The organism is Streptomyces sp. NPDC088387 (genome assembly GCF_044753385.1).
GTDB lineage: Bacteria > Actinomycetota > Actinomycetes > Streptomycetales > Streptomycetaceae > Streptomyces.
Genome location: NZ_JBIVNC010000001.1, coordinates 461,385 through 475,023, shown reverse-complemented (window position 1 = coordinate 475,023; position 13,639 = coordinate 461,385). Strand labels below are relative to the sequence as shown.

The 13,639-nt window shown below is 71.3% G+C and carries 16 protein-coding genes; all 16 read left to right on the top strand.

Translation table 11 applies throughout. The features are described 5' to 3' along the window. The first annotated feature begins 306 nt into the window (after nt 1-306). The 16 genes from ACIQAC_RS02275 to ACIQAC_RS02200 all read left to right on the top strand — a co-directional run bounded on the left by ACIQAC_RS02275 (nt 307) and on the right by ACIQAC_RS02200 (nt 13,512). Complete coding sequence (locus tag ACIQAC_RS02275; RefSeq protein WP_402186177.1) at nt 307-690, top strand: ATPase; 384 nt, start codon at nt 307-309, stop codon at nt 688-690. Nucleotides 691-792: 102 nt separating this feature from the next. Then, complete coding sequence (locus ACIQAC_RS02270; protein ID WP_402186176.1) at nt 793-987, top strand: hypothetical protein; 195 nt, start codon at nt 793-795, stop codon at nt 985-987. A gap of 200 nt (nt 988-1,187) precedes the next feature. After that, nucleotides 1,188-1,448 (top strand): DUF6284 family protein, encoded by a 261-nt coding sequence (locus tag ACIQAC_RS02265; RefSeq protein ID WP_402186175.1) that lies wholly within the window; start codon nt 1,188-1,190, stop codon nt 1,446-1,448. After that, entirely contained in the window at nt 1,445-1,777 is a 333-nt protein-coding gene (locus tag ACIQAC_RS02260; RefSeq protein ID WP_402186174.1) for a hypothetical protein, read from the top strand. Before ACIQAC_RS02265 ends, ACIQAC_RS02260 begins: the two co-directional genes overlap by 4 nt. Beyond that, entirely contained in the window at nt 1,774-2,307 is a 534-nt protein-coding gene (locus ACIQAC_RS02255) for a hypothetical protein (RefSeq protein ID WP_402186173.1), read from the top strand. The genes ACIQAC_RS02260 and ACIQAC_RS02255 overlap by 4 nt, the downstream gene beginning before the upstream one ends. Further along, the gene (locus tag ACIQAC_RS02250; protein WP_402186171.1) at nt 2,304-3,356 is read left to right on the top strand and encodes a DUF2637 domain-containing protein; all 1,053 of its coding nucleotides are present in this window, start codon (nt 2,304-2,306) and stop codon (nt 3,354-3,356) included. The genes ACIQAC_RS02255 and ACIQAC_RS02250 overlap by 4 nt, the downstream gene beginning before the upstream one ends. Further along, the gene (locus tag ACIQAC_RS02245) at nt 3,356-3,736 is read left to right on the top strand and encodes an RRQRL motif-containing zinc-binding protein (protein WP_402186170.1); all 381 of its coding nucleotides are present in this window, start codon (nt 3,356-3,358) and stop codon (nt 3,734-3,736) included. The genes ACIQAC_RS02250 and ACIQAC_RS02245 overlap by 1 nt, the downstream gene beginning before the upstream one ends. 26 nt (nt 3,737-3,762) lie before the next feature. Further along, nucleotides 3,763-4,068, top strand: coding sequence for a hypothetical protein (locus tag ACIQAC_RS02240; protein ID WP_402186169.1), 306 nt, complete (start codon nt 3,763-3,765; stop codon nt 4,066-4,068). A 90-nt stretch (nt 4,069-4,158) separates the two neighbouring features. Beyond that, nucleotides 4,159-5,751: a hypothetical protein gene (locus tag ACIQAC_RS02235; protein ID WP_402186168.1), complete on the top strand. Its 1,593-nt coding sequence runs from the start codon at nt 4,159-4,161 to the stop codon at nt 5,749-5,751. Nucleotides 5,752-5,753: 2 nt separating this feature from the next. Further along, complete coding sequence (locus ACIQAC_RS02230; protein ID WP_402186166.1) at nt 5,754-7,856, top strand: hypothetical protein; 2,103 nt, start codon at nt 5,754-5,756, stop codon at nt 7,854-7,856. A gap of 234 nt (nt 7,857-8,090) precedes the next feature. Next, complete coding sequence (locus ACIQAC_RS02225; protein WP_402186165.1) at nt 8,091-8,402, top strand: hypothetical protein; 312 nt, start codon at nt 8,091-8,093, stop codon at nt 8,400-8,402. A 92-nt stretch (nt 8,403-8,494) separates the two neighbouring features. Next, entirely contained in the window at nt 8,495-9,187 is a 693-nt protein-coding gene (locus ACIQAC_RS02220; RefSeq protein ID WP_402186163.1) for an SAM-dependent methyltransferase, read from the top strand. Continuing rightward, the gene (locus ACIQAC_RS02215; RefSeq protein WP_402186162.1) at nt 9,184-10,011 is read left to right on the top strand and encodes a bifunctional DNA primase/polymerase; all 828 of its coding nucleotides are present in this window, start codon (nt 9,184-9,186) and stop codon (nt 10,009-10,011) included. Before ACIQAC_RS02220 ends, ACIQAC_RS02215 begins: the two co-directional genes overlap by 4 nt. A 2-nt stretch (nt 10,012-10,013) precedes the next feature. Further along, entirely contained in the window at nt 10,014-11,498 is a 1,485-nt protein-coding gene (locus tag ACIQAC_RS02210) for an ATP-binding protein (protein WP_402186935.1), read from the top strand. Between the two features lie 440 nt (nt 11,499-11,938). Then, on the top strand, nt 11,939-12,178 hold the full coding sequence (locus tag ACIQAC_RS02205) for a helix-turn-helix domain-containing protein (RefSeq protein ID WP_381985454.1): 240 nt from the start codon (nt 11,939-11,941) through the stop codon (nt 12,176-12,178). A gap of 74 nt (nt 12,179-12,252) precedes the next feature. Continuing rightward, complete coding sequence (locus tag ACIQAC_RS02200; protein WP_402186160.1) at nt 12,253-13,512, top strand: tyrosine-type recombinase/integrase; 1,260 nt, start codon at nt 12,253-12,255, stop codon at nt 13,510-13,512. The last annotated feature ends 127 nt before the right edge of the window (nt 13,513-13,639 follow it).

Below are 13,639 nucleotides of genomic sequence, written 5' to 3'. Positions count from 1 at the left end.
CGGCGTGTGGGGACATGGTCCCCCTTGCAGTGATTGTTCCCTGCCCCTTCGACCTGGGAGTTCTGATGCTTCGACGAACCCTTTGGGTGCCGCCGTGATGGACCGGCCGGCAGTGCCAGTGCGACACCCGAGCCAGTGAGTGGAGCGCACGCGCTCATGGCCGAACCGGTCCGCCCCTTACCTGCCATCGCAGCGGCTAGCGCTGCGGCCGGTTGCCTCCCCCGCCCGTCCGACCGCGCTGCGCGTGCTGGCCGTACGGGCGGGGTGGCAGGGAGCCGGAAAACCCCCTCGCCTCTTGGAGTCGGTATGCCCGCGACTGTCGAGATCGTTTCGTTCGGTTATCTGCACGACGCGCAGCCGGCGGCGCATCTCACGATCGACCTGCGGCACCACTTCCGTGACCCGCACGTGTCGCCCAAGCTGCGCTACATGACCGCCGACGACGAACCGGTCCGCGCGGCGGTGATGGGCACGCCCGGTATCGCCGCCCTGGTCGAGGCGACCGCGACGGCGGTGGCCGCGTTCGCGTCCGGTCCCAGCGCCGGAACGGTGACGGTCGCTGACGGATGCGCCGGCGGCCGGCACCGTGCCCCGACGTTCGCCCGTGCTCTGGCCGAGCGGCTCACCGCGGCCGGTCACACGGTCACGGTCCGCCACCGCGACATGGCCAAGCCCGTCGTACAGCGCTGACCTTGCCCCACCAGCCCCGGCAGGCATGCCGTGAGGGCGCCGGATCGGATCCGGCCCGGGGCACGCTCCGTCACCTGTTCGCAGACCTGAGAGGAACCAGGCATGGGCAAGCTCACCGACCGGATGCGGCGCCAGGCCGACGACAACCGCGACGCCGCCGACTGGGCACGCGCCCACGGCCGTGACGACCGGGCGAAGGAACTGGAGGACCGCGCAGACGAACTGGGGTCCGGCCGCGTCACCGACGTCACCGACCAGGTCAGCGCGCTCACCCGTTGGGCGTTCCGCGGTCGCTGACCTCTGAGATTTCACGCAATGAGCCCCGGCATCCAGCCGCGAAGGGCGCGAGACCGAATCTCGCCCGGGGCGCTCCGGCCGCCGCTCGGTGGCCGCGCCGCACCTGTCGGGTGCGGATTTCCTCCTCAACGGCGAGCGGTCCCCGGGGTGCGACCCGGGGACCGCGGTTGGGCCGTTCACCTGCTAGGAGTCCACGACCCATGAAGCACATCGTTGCACTTCACGCCGCCGTCGGCGACGGGTTCGACCGTGAGCCGACGGATGCGGAGCTTGACGTGATCGCGGTGGAGACGCCGCTGATCGACGCGGAGGTCGAGTTGCTGGACGTGCGGATCGCGCTGATGGACCGCACGCCCGCCGATGTCGACAAGCGCCGGCTGCGCAGGGCCCTGCACCGCGTCCTGATCGCTCACGCGACGCTGGCCAACCATTCCACGACGGGCATGGGGGTGGGCGCGTGAGTGCCGAGACCCCGACGCTGGACAACCTGGTCGCGCCGCTGCGGGCCCTGCGTCTGTTGGCTGCGGACTTCGGGCACCTGCCGGCGCCGACCGTGAGCCTGTCGCCGATCTTCCCCAACCGGCTGCAACTCTCGCTCCACGAGGGGCTGATGGAGTTCGAGGAGTGGCGGGAGGCCCTGGGGGTCGCGCCGGACGCGGTGACCTACCGCGAGCAGAGCGGCGGCCGGACCCGTGTCCTGCGCGCGTCGGCGTCCTACGGTGGCGCCGACCTGGAGCTGATCGGTTACGGCGACGTCTGCACTCCGGTGCTGGTCGGGGGCGCGGCATGATCCGCCTGATCAGCACCGCCCGCCTTGAGCAGCTCACGGCGGACGCCGCGGCAGCCCGTGAGGATGCACGGCAGGCCGGCGTGAGCGCGGGCGTGGCGTTCGGTGAGCACGTGCGGGCGCTGTTCGCGGTCACCGGTCGTGCCGAGCGGGCAGAGGCGGCCATGTCAGAGGTGGGCGTGCTTCTGTCCGCGGCGGTGAAGGAGCTGTCCGCGGCGCAGCAGGAACTCCTGCTGAAGGACCTGGAGATCCGCCGACTGCGTCAGGAGTCGGAGCGCTGGCCGCTTGAGGGCGACACTCTCACCGTTCTCCTGCACCACGGTGAGCCGCACGCCGTCTACGCCTGCCGTGCCGACGCGCACGCGGACACCGCCACCCATGGATTCCCGGCGGATCACGTCTGGAAGCCGTGCGATGAACGCCCGGCCGCCGCGTTCACGTGGCGCTGTGAGGCGTTCATCTACGACCCCGCGTCCAACGGATTCCACCGCTCGCACCCGTCCGTTCCCGGGGAGCTGGGGGGTGCGGCGTGAACGCTGTTCAAGTGCGTTCAGCGGAGCGGGCCCTGTCGGTCGGGACGTGGCTGATCGTGTGCGGCGCCATGCTGTATTCGATCTTGACGGTCACTCCGCTGATGTCCGCCCACACGCCGGACGAATGGGCGTGGACGGCGCCGATTCTGCCGCTGGTGGTGGATGCCGCGGTGGTCATCGTGGTCAAGCTCGATGACGTGCTCGCCCGCCTCGGGGGACACGGCGGCAGATGGCCGGTGGTGCTGCGGTGGATGACCGGGCTGATGACTCTCGCCCTGAACACCGCCGACTCTGCACTGAAGAAAGACCTGGTGGGCGTAGCCGTCCACGCGGTGGCGCCGCTGCTGCTGATCGTCACCGCGGAGACCAGCCTCGCCTACCGCCGCGCCATCGCCGCCGCCGTCACGGCGCTGGAGACCGAGCAGGAAGCCGGGCGGGAGCGGCGCGAGCAAGCGGCCCGCGAGCGTGCCGAGCGGGCCCGCACCGAGGCCCGCGAGGAGCGTGAGCATTCGGCCGTGATGGCACGTGAACAGCGTGAGCACGAGGCCGCGCTCGCCCGTGAGCACAGCGAGCGGGAAGAGCGGGCACGCCGTGAGGAACGGGCCGCCCGCGAGCAGGCTGAGGCTGCCGAGCGGGAGTCTCGTGAACGCCGCGAACGCGAGCGTGAACAGCGTGAACAGGCCCGTGAACACGCCGTCCGGGAGGCCGCTGAACGGCGTGCGCAGGAGGCTGCCGAGCAGGGTGAGCGTGAGCGTCGTGAACGCGAGCGTGAACAGCAGCGGCAGGCCCGTGAACAGGTTGAGCGGCAGGAGCGGGCGGAGCAGGAAAGGGCTACGCTCCTTGCCCGCGGCCCGGCCGAGACGCGGCTCGAAGAGGGTCTCGCCCGTCGCATCGTGGCTGCCGCGTTCGCGTCGGATCTGTCGGTGCGCGCCGCGGTGGAACTGTGCGGCTGGTCGGTGGGGTGGGTGTCCGCCCGCTACTCCGAGCACCGCACAGCCGGCGACGACGGGCACGGTCAGCCGCACCTGATCGCCGTGGGCGGCCGGTGATGGCCTGGGGGTACAGCAAGTGCCTGGACCCGACCGGCGCCCGCCACGGCATCCCCACCTTCCCCTGGAAGTGCGCCCCCGACGGCTACGCCACCTACCGCCAGCTCCGCGCCCGCGGCCTGCGGCCCGGCGGACAGCCGGTCGCCGCACAGGTTCTGCGCCCGCGCTACCGGCGCGGCCCGCTCATCGCCTACCTGTACCGCATCGACGACGCCAAGCCGGTCCGTCCGATGACCCCGGCGAAGTGGGCGGCGCTGGCCAAGGCGAACACCGCGCGTCGCACCTGCCCGAAGTGCCGCGGGGATGCCGGCTACGTCATCCCCGCCTCGCTGGGCATGTGCGTGCCCTGCGCCTACCCCGACGAACAGTGCGCCGCCTGAACACCCCCATCTAGCTGGGAGTTTGAGTGAACGACACACGTCACCGCGCCCTCACCGCGGGCGCCGTCGCCATCAGCGCGGCCCTGGCCGGGTGGATCGGTGTGCGGCTGTCCGGCTACGGCGTGCCTCTCGCGCTGCTGCTGGCCTGCTGCCTGGCCTGCCTGGCCACGTTCTCCGACCTGCTGTTCCGGCTGATCCGCGCTGGCTCGACGTGCACGCACTGCTGCGCGCGGCCCGGCTGCGACTTCCGCGTGCAGGTGCCCCGCGCCAACGCCGCGGCGAACCGGCGCTGGCAGGAGATCGCCGCCCAGCACCCCCACCGCAACCTCTGAACTGCGCATTCACCCCAGATTCGGCAGGCCCGGCCACCAGCCTCCACAGCATCCGGCCGGGCCCTACTCCCGTGAAGGAGTGCTCACAGCATGACGGAACTCCACGTGGAACCGGTAGCCGTTCAGGCTGCCCCGGTCCCGCCCCCGCCCCCCGACACCCCGCCCGCGCCGGCAAAGGACGTGGCGGAGGTGGAGCACACGCCCGGCGGCTGGCCCGTCGTCCCCCTCGCCCTGGCCGGTGCGAACAGCACGGTCGGCACCCTCGCCGCGGCAACGCTGGTGGGCGGGCCGGTGGCTGCTGCGGTAGCCGCGACCGGGATGGTCGTGCTCGGCACGGTCGCCGCCTCCCGCTCCCGCAAGGCCAGCCCGCGCCGCGAGGCACGGCGGGCCGCGCTCCGTACGGCCGGCCGTGCCGGTGCCCGCTCGGCAGCCCTGCGCAGCAACAGCGCGGGCACCCGCGGCACTTCCCGCGCCCGCACCGGTTCCGGGGGCCGCTCGGGCGGCTCGCGCGCCGGCCGCGGCGGGGGCGGTCTGGGTAAGGTGCCCGGCCAGCACCGCCGCACCACCGACCCCGCCGCGGGCGGGAAGCACAGCGGCAAGGCCGGTCGCGGAAGTTCCGGCACGTCGCTCACCGGCGTGCCCCGCAACACGGCCAAGTCGCCCAAGGCGGGTGAGCGGTTGGGGCAGGTCAAGGCGTTGCGGGCCGCGCAGCAGTCCGCGGGCGGCTCGCGGGGCGGGCAGCGTGCGCAGACCACCGCGGCCCGCCGTGCGGTGGCCGACGCTCGCCGCAACGCCCGCACCAGCGCGGCCCGGTCGGGGAGCCGTACGGGTATGGCCGGGCGCCTGCTCGCCGGTACGGCCGGTAAGGCGCGGGCGGTGCGGGATGCGGCAATCGCCAAGCACCGCGCCCGCCGCGACGCTGCGAACGGCGGCGCGGTCGCCGCACGGCGCGACAGTATCCGCAAGGCACCCGCGCGTAGGGCGGCGCGTCAGGCCCTGCGCAGGTCAGCGGCCCGTTTCCACGGCCGGCGCCTGCTGGCCGCGCTGCTCGCGCTGCCGGTGGGGCTGCTGGGCTGCGTGTCCACGTGGATCGGCCGCAAGCTGGGCCTTCCCGCCCTGATCCACCCCGGCCGGCGCCTGTTCCAGCGCATGGTCCTCACGGCCGGCGAACAGCGTGCCGAGCGCGACGAGAACACCCGCAAGACGCTGCGCGAGCAGGAGACCGCTGTGGAAGCGGAAGCCGAGCAGGACGGCACGGACGGTATCGCGGACAGCGTGGAACGCCCCGCGACCACGGTTCCTACCAGCGTCAACATCCCGGTGAGTGAAGGAGAGAGCGTGTCCGGTTTCCGGTTCGAAGAGGTCGCTTCCGAGATGGAGCAGGCCGCCCACCAGTACGACCCCGAAAACGCCATGGAGATCCTCGCCATGGTCGAGGGCCTGCCCGCCGCGCTGACGTCGGTGGCGAACGTCATGAAGATCCTCGCGGAGCGTTCCGACTCCGAGTTCCCGCTGGAGAAGGAAGTCGCGGACGCCTTCAACGACATCTTCGGCGCCGTGATGAGCGCGGTCGCGGTCGCGGAGGACATGGGGCCGCTGTTCCGGCAGGCGCACGAGCAGGACATCGCCCGCCACGAGGACCCCCGCAACGGCACCGAGGCTGAGAAGGGCTGGAACGTCTAACCATGAGCAGCACCGCCACCGCCAAGAAGCAGAACGTCAGCAGTGGCCCGGTGCTGGACTGGGCGGCCGGTCACGGACCCGTGACCGGCGCCCTGTCCGCGACCACCGGAGCCTTCGCCGTCGCCGCTACCGGCGCCGCCACCGCCATGCCGCCCGGCTGGGCACTCGCCGTCGGCGCCGCCGGCGCGCTGGGCCACACCGTGGTCGGTCTGCGGGTGCGTAACGCGGGCCGCACGCTGGCCACCCGCGCCGCATCCTGGCTGGTCGGCGCCGGGTGGACCACCTGGGCCATGACCCACGGCCCCCTCACGTGGGCTGCGCTGGGTTCGCTGGCCACCATCGGGGTGGGGATCGGCGCCGCCGCCCGCTCCGCCGCCCTGTTCGAAGAGGCCCGCGAGGACGAAGCCCTCGCGGCCGAACAGCGGGCCGTGACTGCGGAGTCGTCCGCTGAGCGGCGGGCGATCGCGGTCGAGTGGGTGGAGCGGATCCAGCGGGTGTGCGCGATCACCGTGCGGGTGGTCGGGGTCGAGATGTGGCAGACCGGTGCCGGGTTCTCCATCGACGCCGAACTCCCGCCCGGCGGCGCCACCTGGAACAAGATCGCGGCCGAGTCGCCGCGGCTGTCCGCGGACGCCCGGCTGCCGCACGGCTGCACCGCCACCGCCGGACCGGGTGTCCACCAGGGCCGCGTCATCATCGATGTGACCACGGCCAACGTCCTGGAAGAGGAACGCACCTACCCCGCCGACTACAGCCCGCTGTCCCTGCACACCGGGATCCCGTGGGGCTACCGCACCAACGCCGAACAGATCCTGGTCTACCTGCGCGAGCAGTGCGCCCTCGTGGTCGGCCCGACCGGGTCGGGCAAGACGAACATGGTCCACAACATCCTCGCCGGATTCGCCCGCGCCGAGGACGTCCTGACGTGGGTGATCGACCTGAACGCCGGCAGCGCTGGTCTGCCGTGGGTGCTGCCCGCGCTGAACGGGGACATTGTCCGCGACGACGGCAAGCCGGTACTGCCCGGGGTGGACTGGCTGGCCGGCACCCACGAGGAGGCCGTGGCCATGCTCGATGCCGCGGTCCGGGTCGCCAAGCAGCGCAAGATGGGCTATCAGGACCTGCTGTCCAGGGCGAACACGGACCTGCTGCCGGTCAGCCCCCGGATCCCTCAGATCATGCTCGTGATCGATGAGGGCGCGGAGATCCTGGCCAGCACCGACCGGGAGGTCCGCAAGCTCGCGGAGAAGATCCTGGAAGTCATCCGGATCGCCCGCGCCATGGGCGTGCGCACGGTGCTGACCGCGCTCGGCGCGACGGGAAGCGTGGTCGGCAACCTCATGATCCGGCGGGAAGCCAAAGTCCGCGTCGCGCTGACCGGCGGTGAGACCGAGGGCATGGACCTGTCCAAGATGTTCCCCAGCAGCCGCGGACTGCGCGTGGACCAGGCGCCGTTCAAGGGCGCCGGGTTCCTGGGCACCCCGGAGTCACCGGCCGCACTGTTCAAGACGTGGCGGATCCTCCCCGACCAGATCCGTGCAGTCACCGCCGCCACCTCCGACCGCCACCCGAGTCTGGACGACGTGTCCGCCAGGGCGGCCGGCCCCACCTACGCCCGGCGCTGGGACGCCGAACGCACCGCATGGATGCGCGACCACACCCCCACCGCCGACACAGGGCAGGAGACACCGGCCGGGCCGGGCGGACTGCGACTGTCCGCCCTGAACCCCGCTCCGGAGTCACCCGAGGATGCGCTCGCGCGGAAGTTCCGCGAGGAGATCGACGCGCAGTTCGCCACCGCCACCGACCCCCGCACCAGCCAGCCGGAATCGGCGCCGGAGCAGCCGGCCGGACTGAACCTCTCCGCCCTGCGCGGGGAGCAGGACAGTCCCGCGCAACAGGCCGCGCTCGCCGTGCTCCTCGCCGCCGGGCCCGACGGCACCGGGGCATCGGCGATCGCCCGCGCCCTCACGCAGGAGTTCGGGACGACGCGTCAGACGGTGGTCGGGTGGCTGAAAACGTGGATGCAGGACGGCACCGCCGTCCGCGTCGGAGAGGGCACCAAAGCCCGCTACGTCCACCACACCCACACCCCCGACAACTGATCACTTGTCGCTTGTCGCCCACCCGTACCCACACACCGCCTTCCGGGGTCCTGGGCCGTGGAAACGGCTTGTGACCTGGGAGACGACAAGCGACAAGACAAGCCGCACGACAAGACAAGCGACAAGCCACACGACAAGCGGGACGACAAGCAACGCGACCACCACACCCACCCGTCGCGCGGGCCCGCGCCACCACCTGGCGCGGGCCCGCGGCACACTCCGAGGGAGCCGAAAATGCGCCAGCACACCCCGCCCGGCCACCTGGCCCCGCACATCCCCGCCGACACCTGGCAGCACGCTCAGGCCACCGGGCAGCCCGTCGTCATCGTCGTCAACGACCCCGCCCCGCCCGCCTTCCCCTGGCACCGCGTCATCGTCCCGTTCGCCATCGTCGGCGCGGCCGTCGCCGGCGGCTGGGGACTCGTCGCCGCGATCTGCTTCCTGCTCGACATCGCCGCCCACACCGCCACCGTCATCGCCGGCGCCGCCGGACCCATCGGCATCGGCGGAATCACCCTCCGCCTCTTCCGCGGCAAGAACACCTAGCTACGCCAAGGGCGACCCCTCACGTCTCGCCAAAGCCGCGGGGTCGCCCTTGCCCAACCCGTCCGCTACAGACCTGTTGGAGGTCTCCCAGCATGACGCAACCGACCACCTTCCGACGAGTGCGCGGCAGGCGCCCGCGCTTACTGGACCTGTTCTGCTGCCAGGGTGGCGCCGCCAAGGGCTACGACGACGCCGGGTTCGACGTGACCGGCGTCGACAAGGACCCGCAGCCCCGCTACCCGCACCGGTTCGTGCAGGCGGACGCGATCGCGTTCGTCCTCGAACACGGCGCAGAGTTCGACTTCATCCACGCCTCACCCCCGTGCCAGCACGACACCGACTGCCAGCGCCTCCGGGGCAACACCCACCCCGACCTGATCGCCCCCACCCGCACCGCGCTGGAGACGACCGGTCGCCCGTGGGTGCTGGAGAACGTGGGCGGCGCAGTGCCCAAGCTCCGTGCTCCGGTGATGCTCTGCGGGCAGATGTTCCGCCTGGCCAACTACCGGCACCGGTTCTTCGAGACCGGCGGCGGCTTCACCCTCACCCAGTCCGGCCACCCCGCCCACCTTGTCCCCCAGGCCAAGATGGGCCGCCCGGTCCCGCCGGGGCACTACGGGCAGTTCGTCGGCAACTTCTCCGGCGTCGACCTGGCCCGCCGGGTGCTGGGGGTGCCGTGGATGAACCGCGACGGCATCCGCGAGTGCATCCCGCCCGCCTACGCCGACCACATCGGCCGGGCCGCCCTGGCCATGCTCGCCCCGGCCCTGGGGGTGGCGGCATGAGCAACCACCTGCGCACAGCCCTCCAGCTCGCGGCCGAGGGGCTGCCCGTGCTGCCGCTGCGCAAGGGCAAGGTGCCCTTCGCCAACTGCCGCGCGTGCCTGTACACCTCGTGCGGCGGGCGCCCGCACATGAAGACCCCCGGCCCCTGCACCTGCCCCGCCCCCTGCCACGGCTGGGCCGCTGCCACCACCGATACCAGCGTCATCGTCTCGCCGGCATGGGCGAGCGCATGGCAGGGCGCCGCGGCGGTGGCCTACCACCCCGGCGGCGCCGGGCTGACGGTCGTGGACTGCGACAACGCCGACGCCATCGCGTGGGCCCGCGAGACCCTGCCCGCCACCCGGACCGTGCCCACCACCCGCGGCGAGCACTGGCTCTACCGCGGGACGATGCCGTCCGCGAACGGCGTGCGGCCCGGCGTGGACATCAAGTCCACGATGTCCTACTCCCGCTGGCTCGGGCCCGGCACCGGCACCCTGGCCGCGCTGCCCGACGTAGTGCGCGCACTCACCGCCGCCAAGCCCGCGGCCCCCGTACCCGTCAGGGTTCCCGCGCCGGCCGGGGGCGGGGAATGCCGCCACCGCACCCCCGCCTACCTCGAACGCGGGATCGCCATGGCCGTACAGAGCATCACCGACGCCCGCAGCACGATTCACCACACGGTCTACCGGACGTTCCTCGCTGTGCTGTCGACGCACGGCCGGTGCGGCTGCCTCACCGAGGACCACATCGCCCGCCTGTTCACCGCCGCGCAGACCAAGGGCGAAACCGCCCGGCACTGCACCGCCGCGTGGACCAACGCCCGCACCACATTGGGGCTTTGACCATGCCCGAGGACGACGACAAGAACCCGGCCCGGAAGGTCATCGCGGACTACGCACAAGAGCGCTTCCGCTACTTCCGCACCGCGGACGGCACCGTCTACGCACAGCGCAAGGGCCACCCCGTGGCCCGCCCGATCCGCTCCCAGGGAACCACCGGAAGCCACCGCCAAGAACTCATGGTCGGCCTGTTCAAAGACGGACTCGGCACGTTCAACGGCACCGCGATGAAGGAGGCACTCGACTTGATCGAAGCACTCGCCCTCACCGAGCAGGTCCAGCCCGTCCACATCCGCGTCGCCCCCGGGCTGGACGGAGCCACCTGGCTGGACCTGGGCCGCAACGACGGACAGTCCGTGCGCATCCACCCCACCGGCTGGGACATCGCCGTCCCCGACCCGGCAGAGGTGTGCTGGCGACGCACCCAGCTCACCGGCGAACTGCCCCTGCCCGTCAAGGACACCAACGGCAAAGGCATCGACGCCCTGTTCCGGCTGTGCAACTTCGTGAACGCCGAGACGGAGTGCCTGGCCATGGCCTGGCTGGTCGGTTGTTTGGAACCCTCCGTGCCCGTGCCCGCCCCGTTCCTCACCGGCCCCCAAGGCGCAGGCAAATCCACCGCCGGGCGGATGCTGGTCCGGCTCATCGAGGGCATGAGCAGTGACCTGCGCCGGGCCCCGAAGGACGAGGACAACCTGATCGCGGCCGTCGCCGCGGGATGGGTCACCGCGCTGGACAACCTCTCCCACATGACCCCGGACCTGTCCGACGCCATGTGCTGCATCGTCACCGGAGCCGAGTCCGTCAAGCGCGCCCTGTTCACCGACGGAGACGTCTTCCGCGCCCGCTACCGCCGCCCCCTACTCCTGACCGGCATCGACGTCGGCGTCATCCGCCCCGACCTCGCCGAACGCCTCCTCCCGCTGCGCCTGGAACGCCCGAAGGTGCGGCGCACCGAAGCCGAGCTGTGGGCGGAGTACGCCAAAGCCCTGCCCGTCATGCTCGGCTCCCTGCTGGACCTGACGGTCAAGGTCCGCGCCGCCACCGCCGTAACGCCCACCGACCTGCGCATGGCGGACTTCGCTCACCTGTGCGCGCAGCTCGACCAGGCCATGGGCTTCGGCGCGCTGGCGGCCTACCGGGCCGGGCTGGACGACCTCAACGACGACGTCATCGAGGGCGACCTGCTCGCGCAGACCGTGCTCCAGTACGCGGCCGGCATGGAACCCGGGGCGCAGGAGCGGATGACGTCTGCGGAGTGGCTGCACCTGCTCACCCGGCTCTACAGCGGCGAGGACTGCCGCCCCCTGCCCAAGGGATGGCCGGCCACCGGCAAAGTCCTCTCCGACCGGCTCAAGCGCCTCCAGCCCACCCTCGCCGCCCGCGGCCTGAATGTGGACTGGGGACGCACCAAAGCGGCCCGCTACATCGAACTCACCGAACCCGTACCGGCACCCGTACCCGGGCCGGAGCAGGAAGCCGCGTTCTGAGCCCGAGGTCACCGCACAACAGCAAGAAGAGCACCCGGCCCGACGCTGCGATGGGTGCTCCTCTTGCTGTTCGGTGCGCAGCACCGCCCCAAGGGACGTGCCGCACAGCGGCTCCTTCTTCGCTCTCTGAGCCGCGCACAACAACAGACACCACCCCCTCTCTTTCCTAAGTAGGGGAACACTGCGTCACCTGCGTCACCCACGTCCGGAGAACGGCCCCTGACCAGTAGAGGAGGGGGTGACGCAGAGCCGATCCGGCTGCGTCATCGTGCGTCACCTGCGTCACCGGGGGTGACGCAGGTGACGCGGCGGTGACGCAGCCCACCGTGCTCCGTCACCGATAACCGCAGGTCAGCGACCTGAATGACGCAGGTGACGCGGTGACGCAGAAATCCGAACCTCGGACACATGCGCCCTGCTCTCTCCGCTTGGAGCCTCCTATGGCAAAGCCGATAGACCCGGATCCCCGCGCCACTCTCCGAGGCGGCCTCCCGGACCGGTACCTCACCCCCGACGACATTGCCGACATGTTCGGCGTGCCGCTCGAAACCGTCTACCAGTGGCGCAGGAAGCGCACCGGACCGCCCGGCTTCCGGATCGGGAAACACGTCCGCTACGACCCGGCCGACGTGCGCGCCTACGTCAGCCAGCGCAAGAGCGCCTGCCAGAGCGCCGCGTAGCCAACCAGCCCAGACAGCAGGGAGAGCCGCCACGGGTGGCTCTCCCTGCTGCATGTCGAGAGGACCGCCGCTGTATGGCCGGCCACATCCAAGACCGTTGGTACAAGACCGAGACGGCGCCGAACGGCAAGACGATTAGGACGAAGACTGATCGCTACGGGACCGGCTTGCGCTACCGGGCCCGCTACGTCGCTCCGGACGGAAGTGAGCGCAGCAAGTCCTTCCCGGACAAACAGAAGCGACTGGCAGAGGCGTGGCTGACGCAGATCGCGGCTGACATGACCCGAGGCCAGTACATCGACCCGTCGGCCGGCAAGGAGACGTTTAGGGAGTTCGCCACTCAGTGGCTGGCATCCCAGACAACGGACCCTTCCACCATCGTGAACATGGAGTTGAGGTTCCGGCTGCACGCCTTTCCCTACATCGGTTCTCGCTCCCTGAGCGCGTTCCAACCCGCCCACATCCGTACGTGGGCACGGGCACTCGCAGACTCCGGCATGGCGTCGTCGTATCAGCGGACGGTCTTCGCCAACGTCTCCGCTGTGTTCGGTGCCGCCGTGGACGACGGCATTCTGACCCGAAATCCCTGTCGCGCAGGCTCTGTCCGGGCACCCAGGCTGGACCGACGGAAGGTCAAGCCGTGGACGCGTGATCGGGTGGTTGCGGTCCGGGGAGGACTTCCGAGCCAGTACGCGACGGCCGTCGATGTGGGCGCAGGGTGCGGTTTGCGGCAGGGCGAGATCTTCGGGCTGGCCGTCGACGAAGTCGACTTCGTCGGGGGAGTGGTCCACGTCGTGCGACAGGTCAAGCTGATCGGCCCGCAGATGGTGTTCGCCCCGCCCAAGGGCGGCAAGCTGCGAGACGTTCCGCTGCCCGACGTGGTGTCGGATGCGCTCGCCGCGCACATCACCCGCCGGCCACCCATCGACGTCACGTTGCCGTGGAAGACCCCGGACGGGCCGCCGGTCACAGCCAGGCTGCTGTTCTACTCGCGAGAGCGTAAGGCGCTGAACAGGAACTACTTCAACATGTACCTGTGGAAGCCCGCCCTGATTGCTGCCAGCGTCATCCCGGAACGGGGGCCGGGGGAGCGTTTCACACCTTCGCGCGAGCACGGTATGCATGCCCTGCGCCACTACTACGCGTCGGTGCTGCTGGACTCGGGGGAGAACATCAAGGCCCTGGCCGAGTACCTCGGTCATTCCGACCCGGGATTCACGCTCCGGACGTACACGCACCTGATGCCGAACAGCCAGGACCGTGCGCGCAGGGCAATCGACGCCGCGTTCGGCGCACCGGGTGCGGACGCTGGCCCGGTGGAGCCGATGCGTTGAGCTGAGCAATGGCCCGGCTGTAGGAGCCGGGCCCGAAACAGGCCGTCGGCCGTGCCCTTCCGGCGAGGAAGAACACGGCCGACGGCCCACACACGGCCCAGGGGAGCGGAAACCCGCTCTGACCTGG

What these genes read in the sequence shown, in the direction of transcription:
- ACIQAC_RS02275 (WP_402186177.1), top strand. Translation starts at nt 307, where the DNA reads ATGCCCGCGACTGTCGAGATCGTTTCGTTCGGTTATCTGCACGACGCG.
- ACIQAC_RS02270 (WP_402186176.1), top strand. Translation starts at nt 793, where the DNA reads ATGGGCAAGCTCACCGACCGGATGCGGCGCCAGGCCGACGACAACCGC.
- ACIQAC_RS02265 (WP_402186175.1), top strand. Translation starts at nt 1,188, where the DNA reads ATGAAGCACATCGTTGCACTTCACGCCGCCGTCGGCGACGGGTTCGAC.
- ACIQAC_RS02255 (WP_402186173.1), top strand. Translation starts at nt 1,774, where the DNA reads ATGATCCGCCTGATCAGCACCGCCCGCCTTGAGCAGCTCACGGCGGAC.
- ACIQAC_RS02245 (WP_402186170.1), top strand. Translation starts at nt 3,356, where the DNA reads ATGGCCTGGGGGTACAGCAAGTGCCTGGACCCGACCGGCGCCCGCCAC.
- ACIQAC_RS02235 (WP_402186168.1), top strand. Translation starts at nt 4,159, where the DNA reads ATGACGGAACTCCACGTGGAACCGGTAGCCGTTCAGGCTGCCCCGGTC.
- ACIQAC_RS02230 (WP_402186166.1), top strand. Translation starts at nt 5,754, where the DNA reads ATGAGCAGCACCGCCACCGCCAAGAAGCAGAACGTCAGCAGTGGCCCG.
- ACIQAC_RS02225 (WP_402186165.1), top strand. Translation starts at nt 8,091, where the DNA reads ATGCGCCAGCACACCCCGCCCGGCCACCTGGCCCCGCACATCCCCGCC.
- ACIQAC_RS02220 (WP_402186163.1), top strand. Translation starts at nt 8,495, where the DNA reads ATGACGCAACCGACCACCTTCCGACGAGTGCGCGGCAGGCGCCCGCGC.
- ACIQAC_RS02215 (WP_402186162.1), top strand. Translation starts at nt 9,184, where the DNA reads ATGAGCAACCACCTGCGCACAGCCCTCCAGCTCGCGGCCGAGGGGCTG.
- ACIQAC_RS02210 (WP_402186935.1), top strand. Translation starts at nt 10,014, where the DNA reads ATGCCCGAGGACGACGACAAGAACCCGGCCCGGAAGGTCATCGCGGAC.
- ACIQAC_RS02205 (WP_381985454.1), top strand. Translation starts at nt 11,939, where the DNA reads ATGGCAAAGCCGATAGACCCGGATCCCCGCGCCACTCTCCGAGGCGGC.
- ACIQAC_RS02200 (WP_402186160.1), top strand. Translation starts at nt 12,253, where the DNA reads ATGGCCGGCCACATCCAAGACCGTTGGTACAAGACCGAGACGGCGCCG.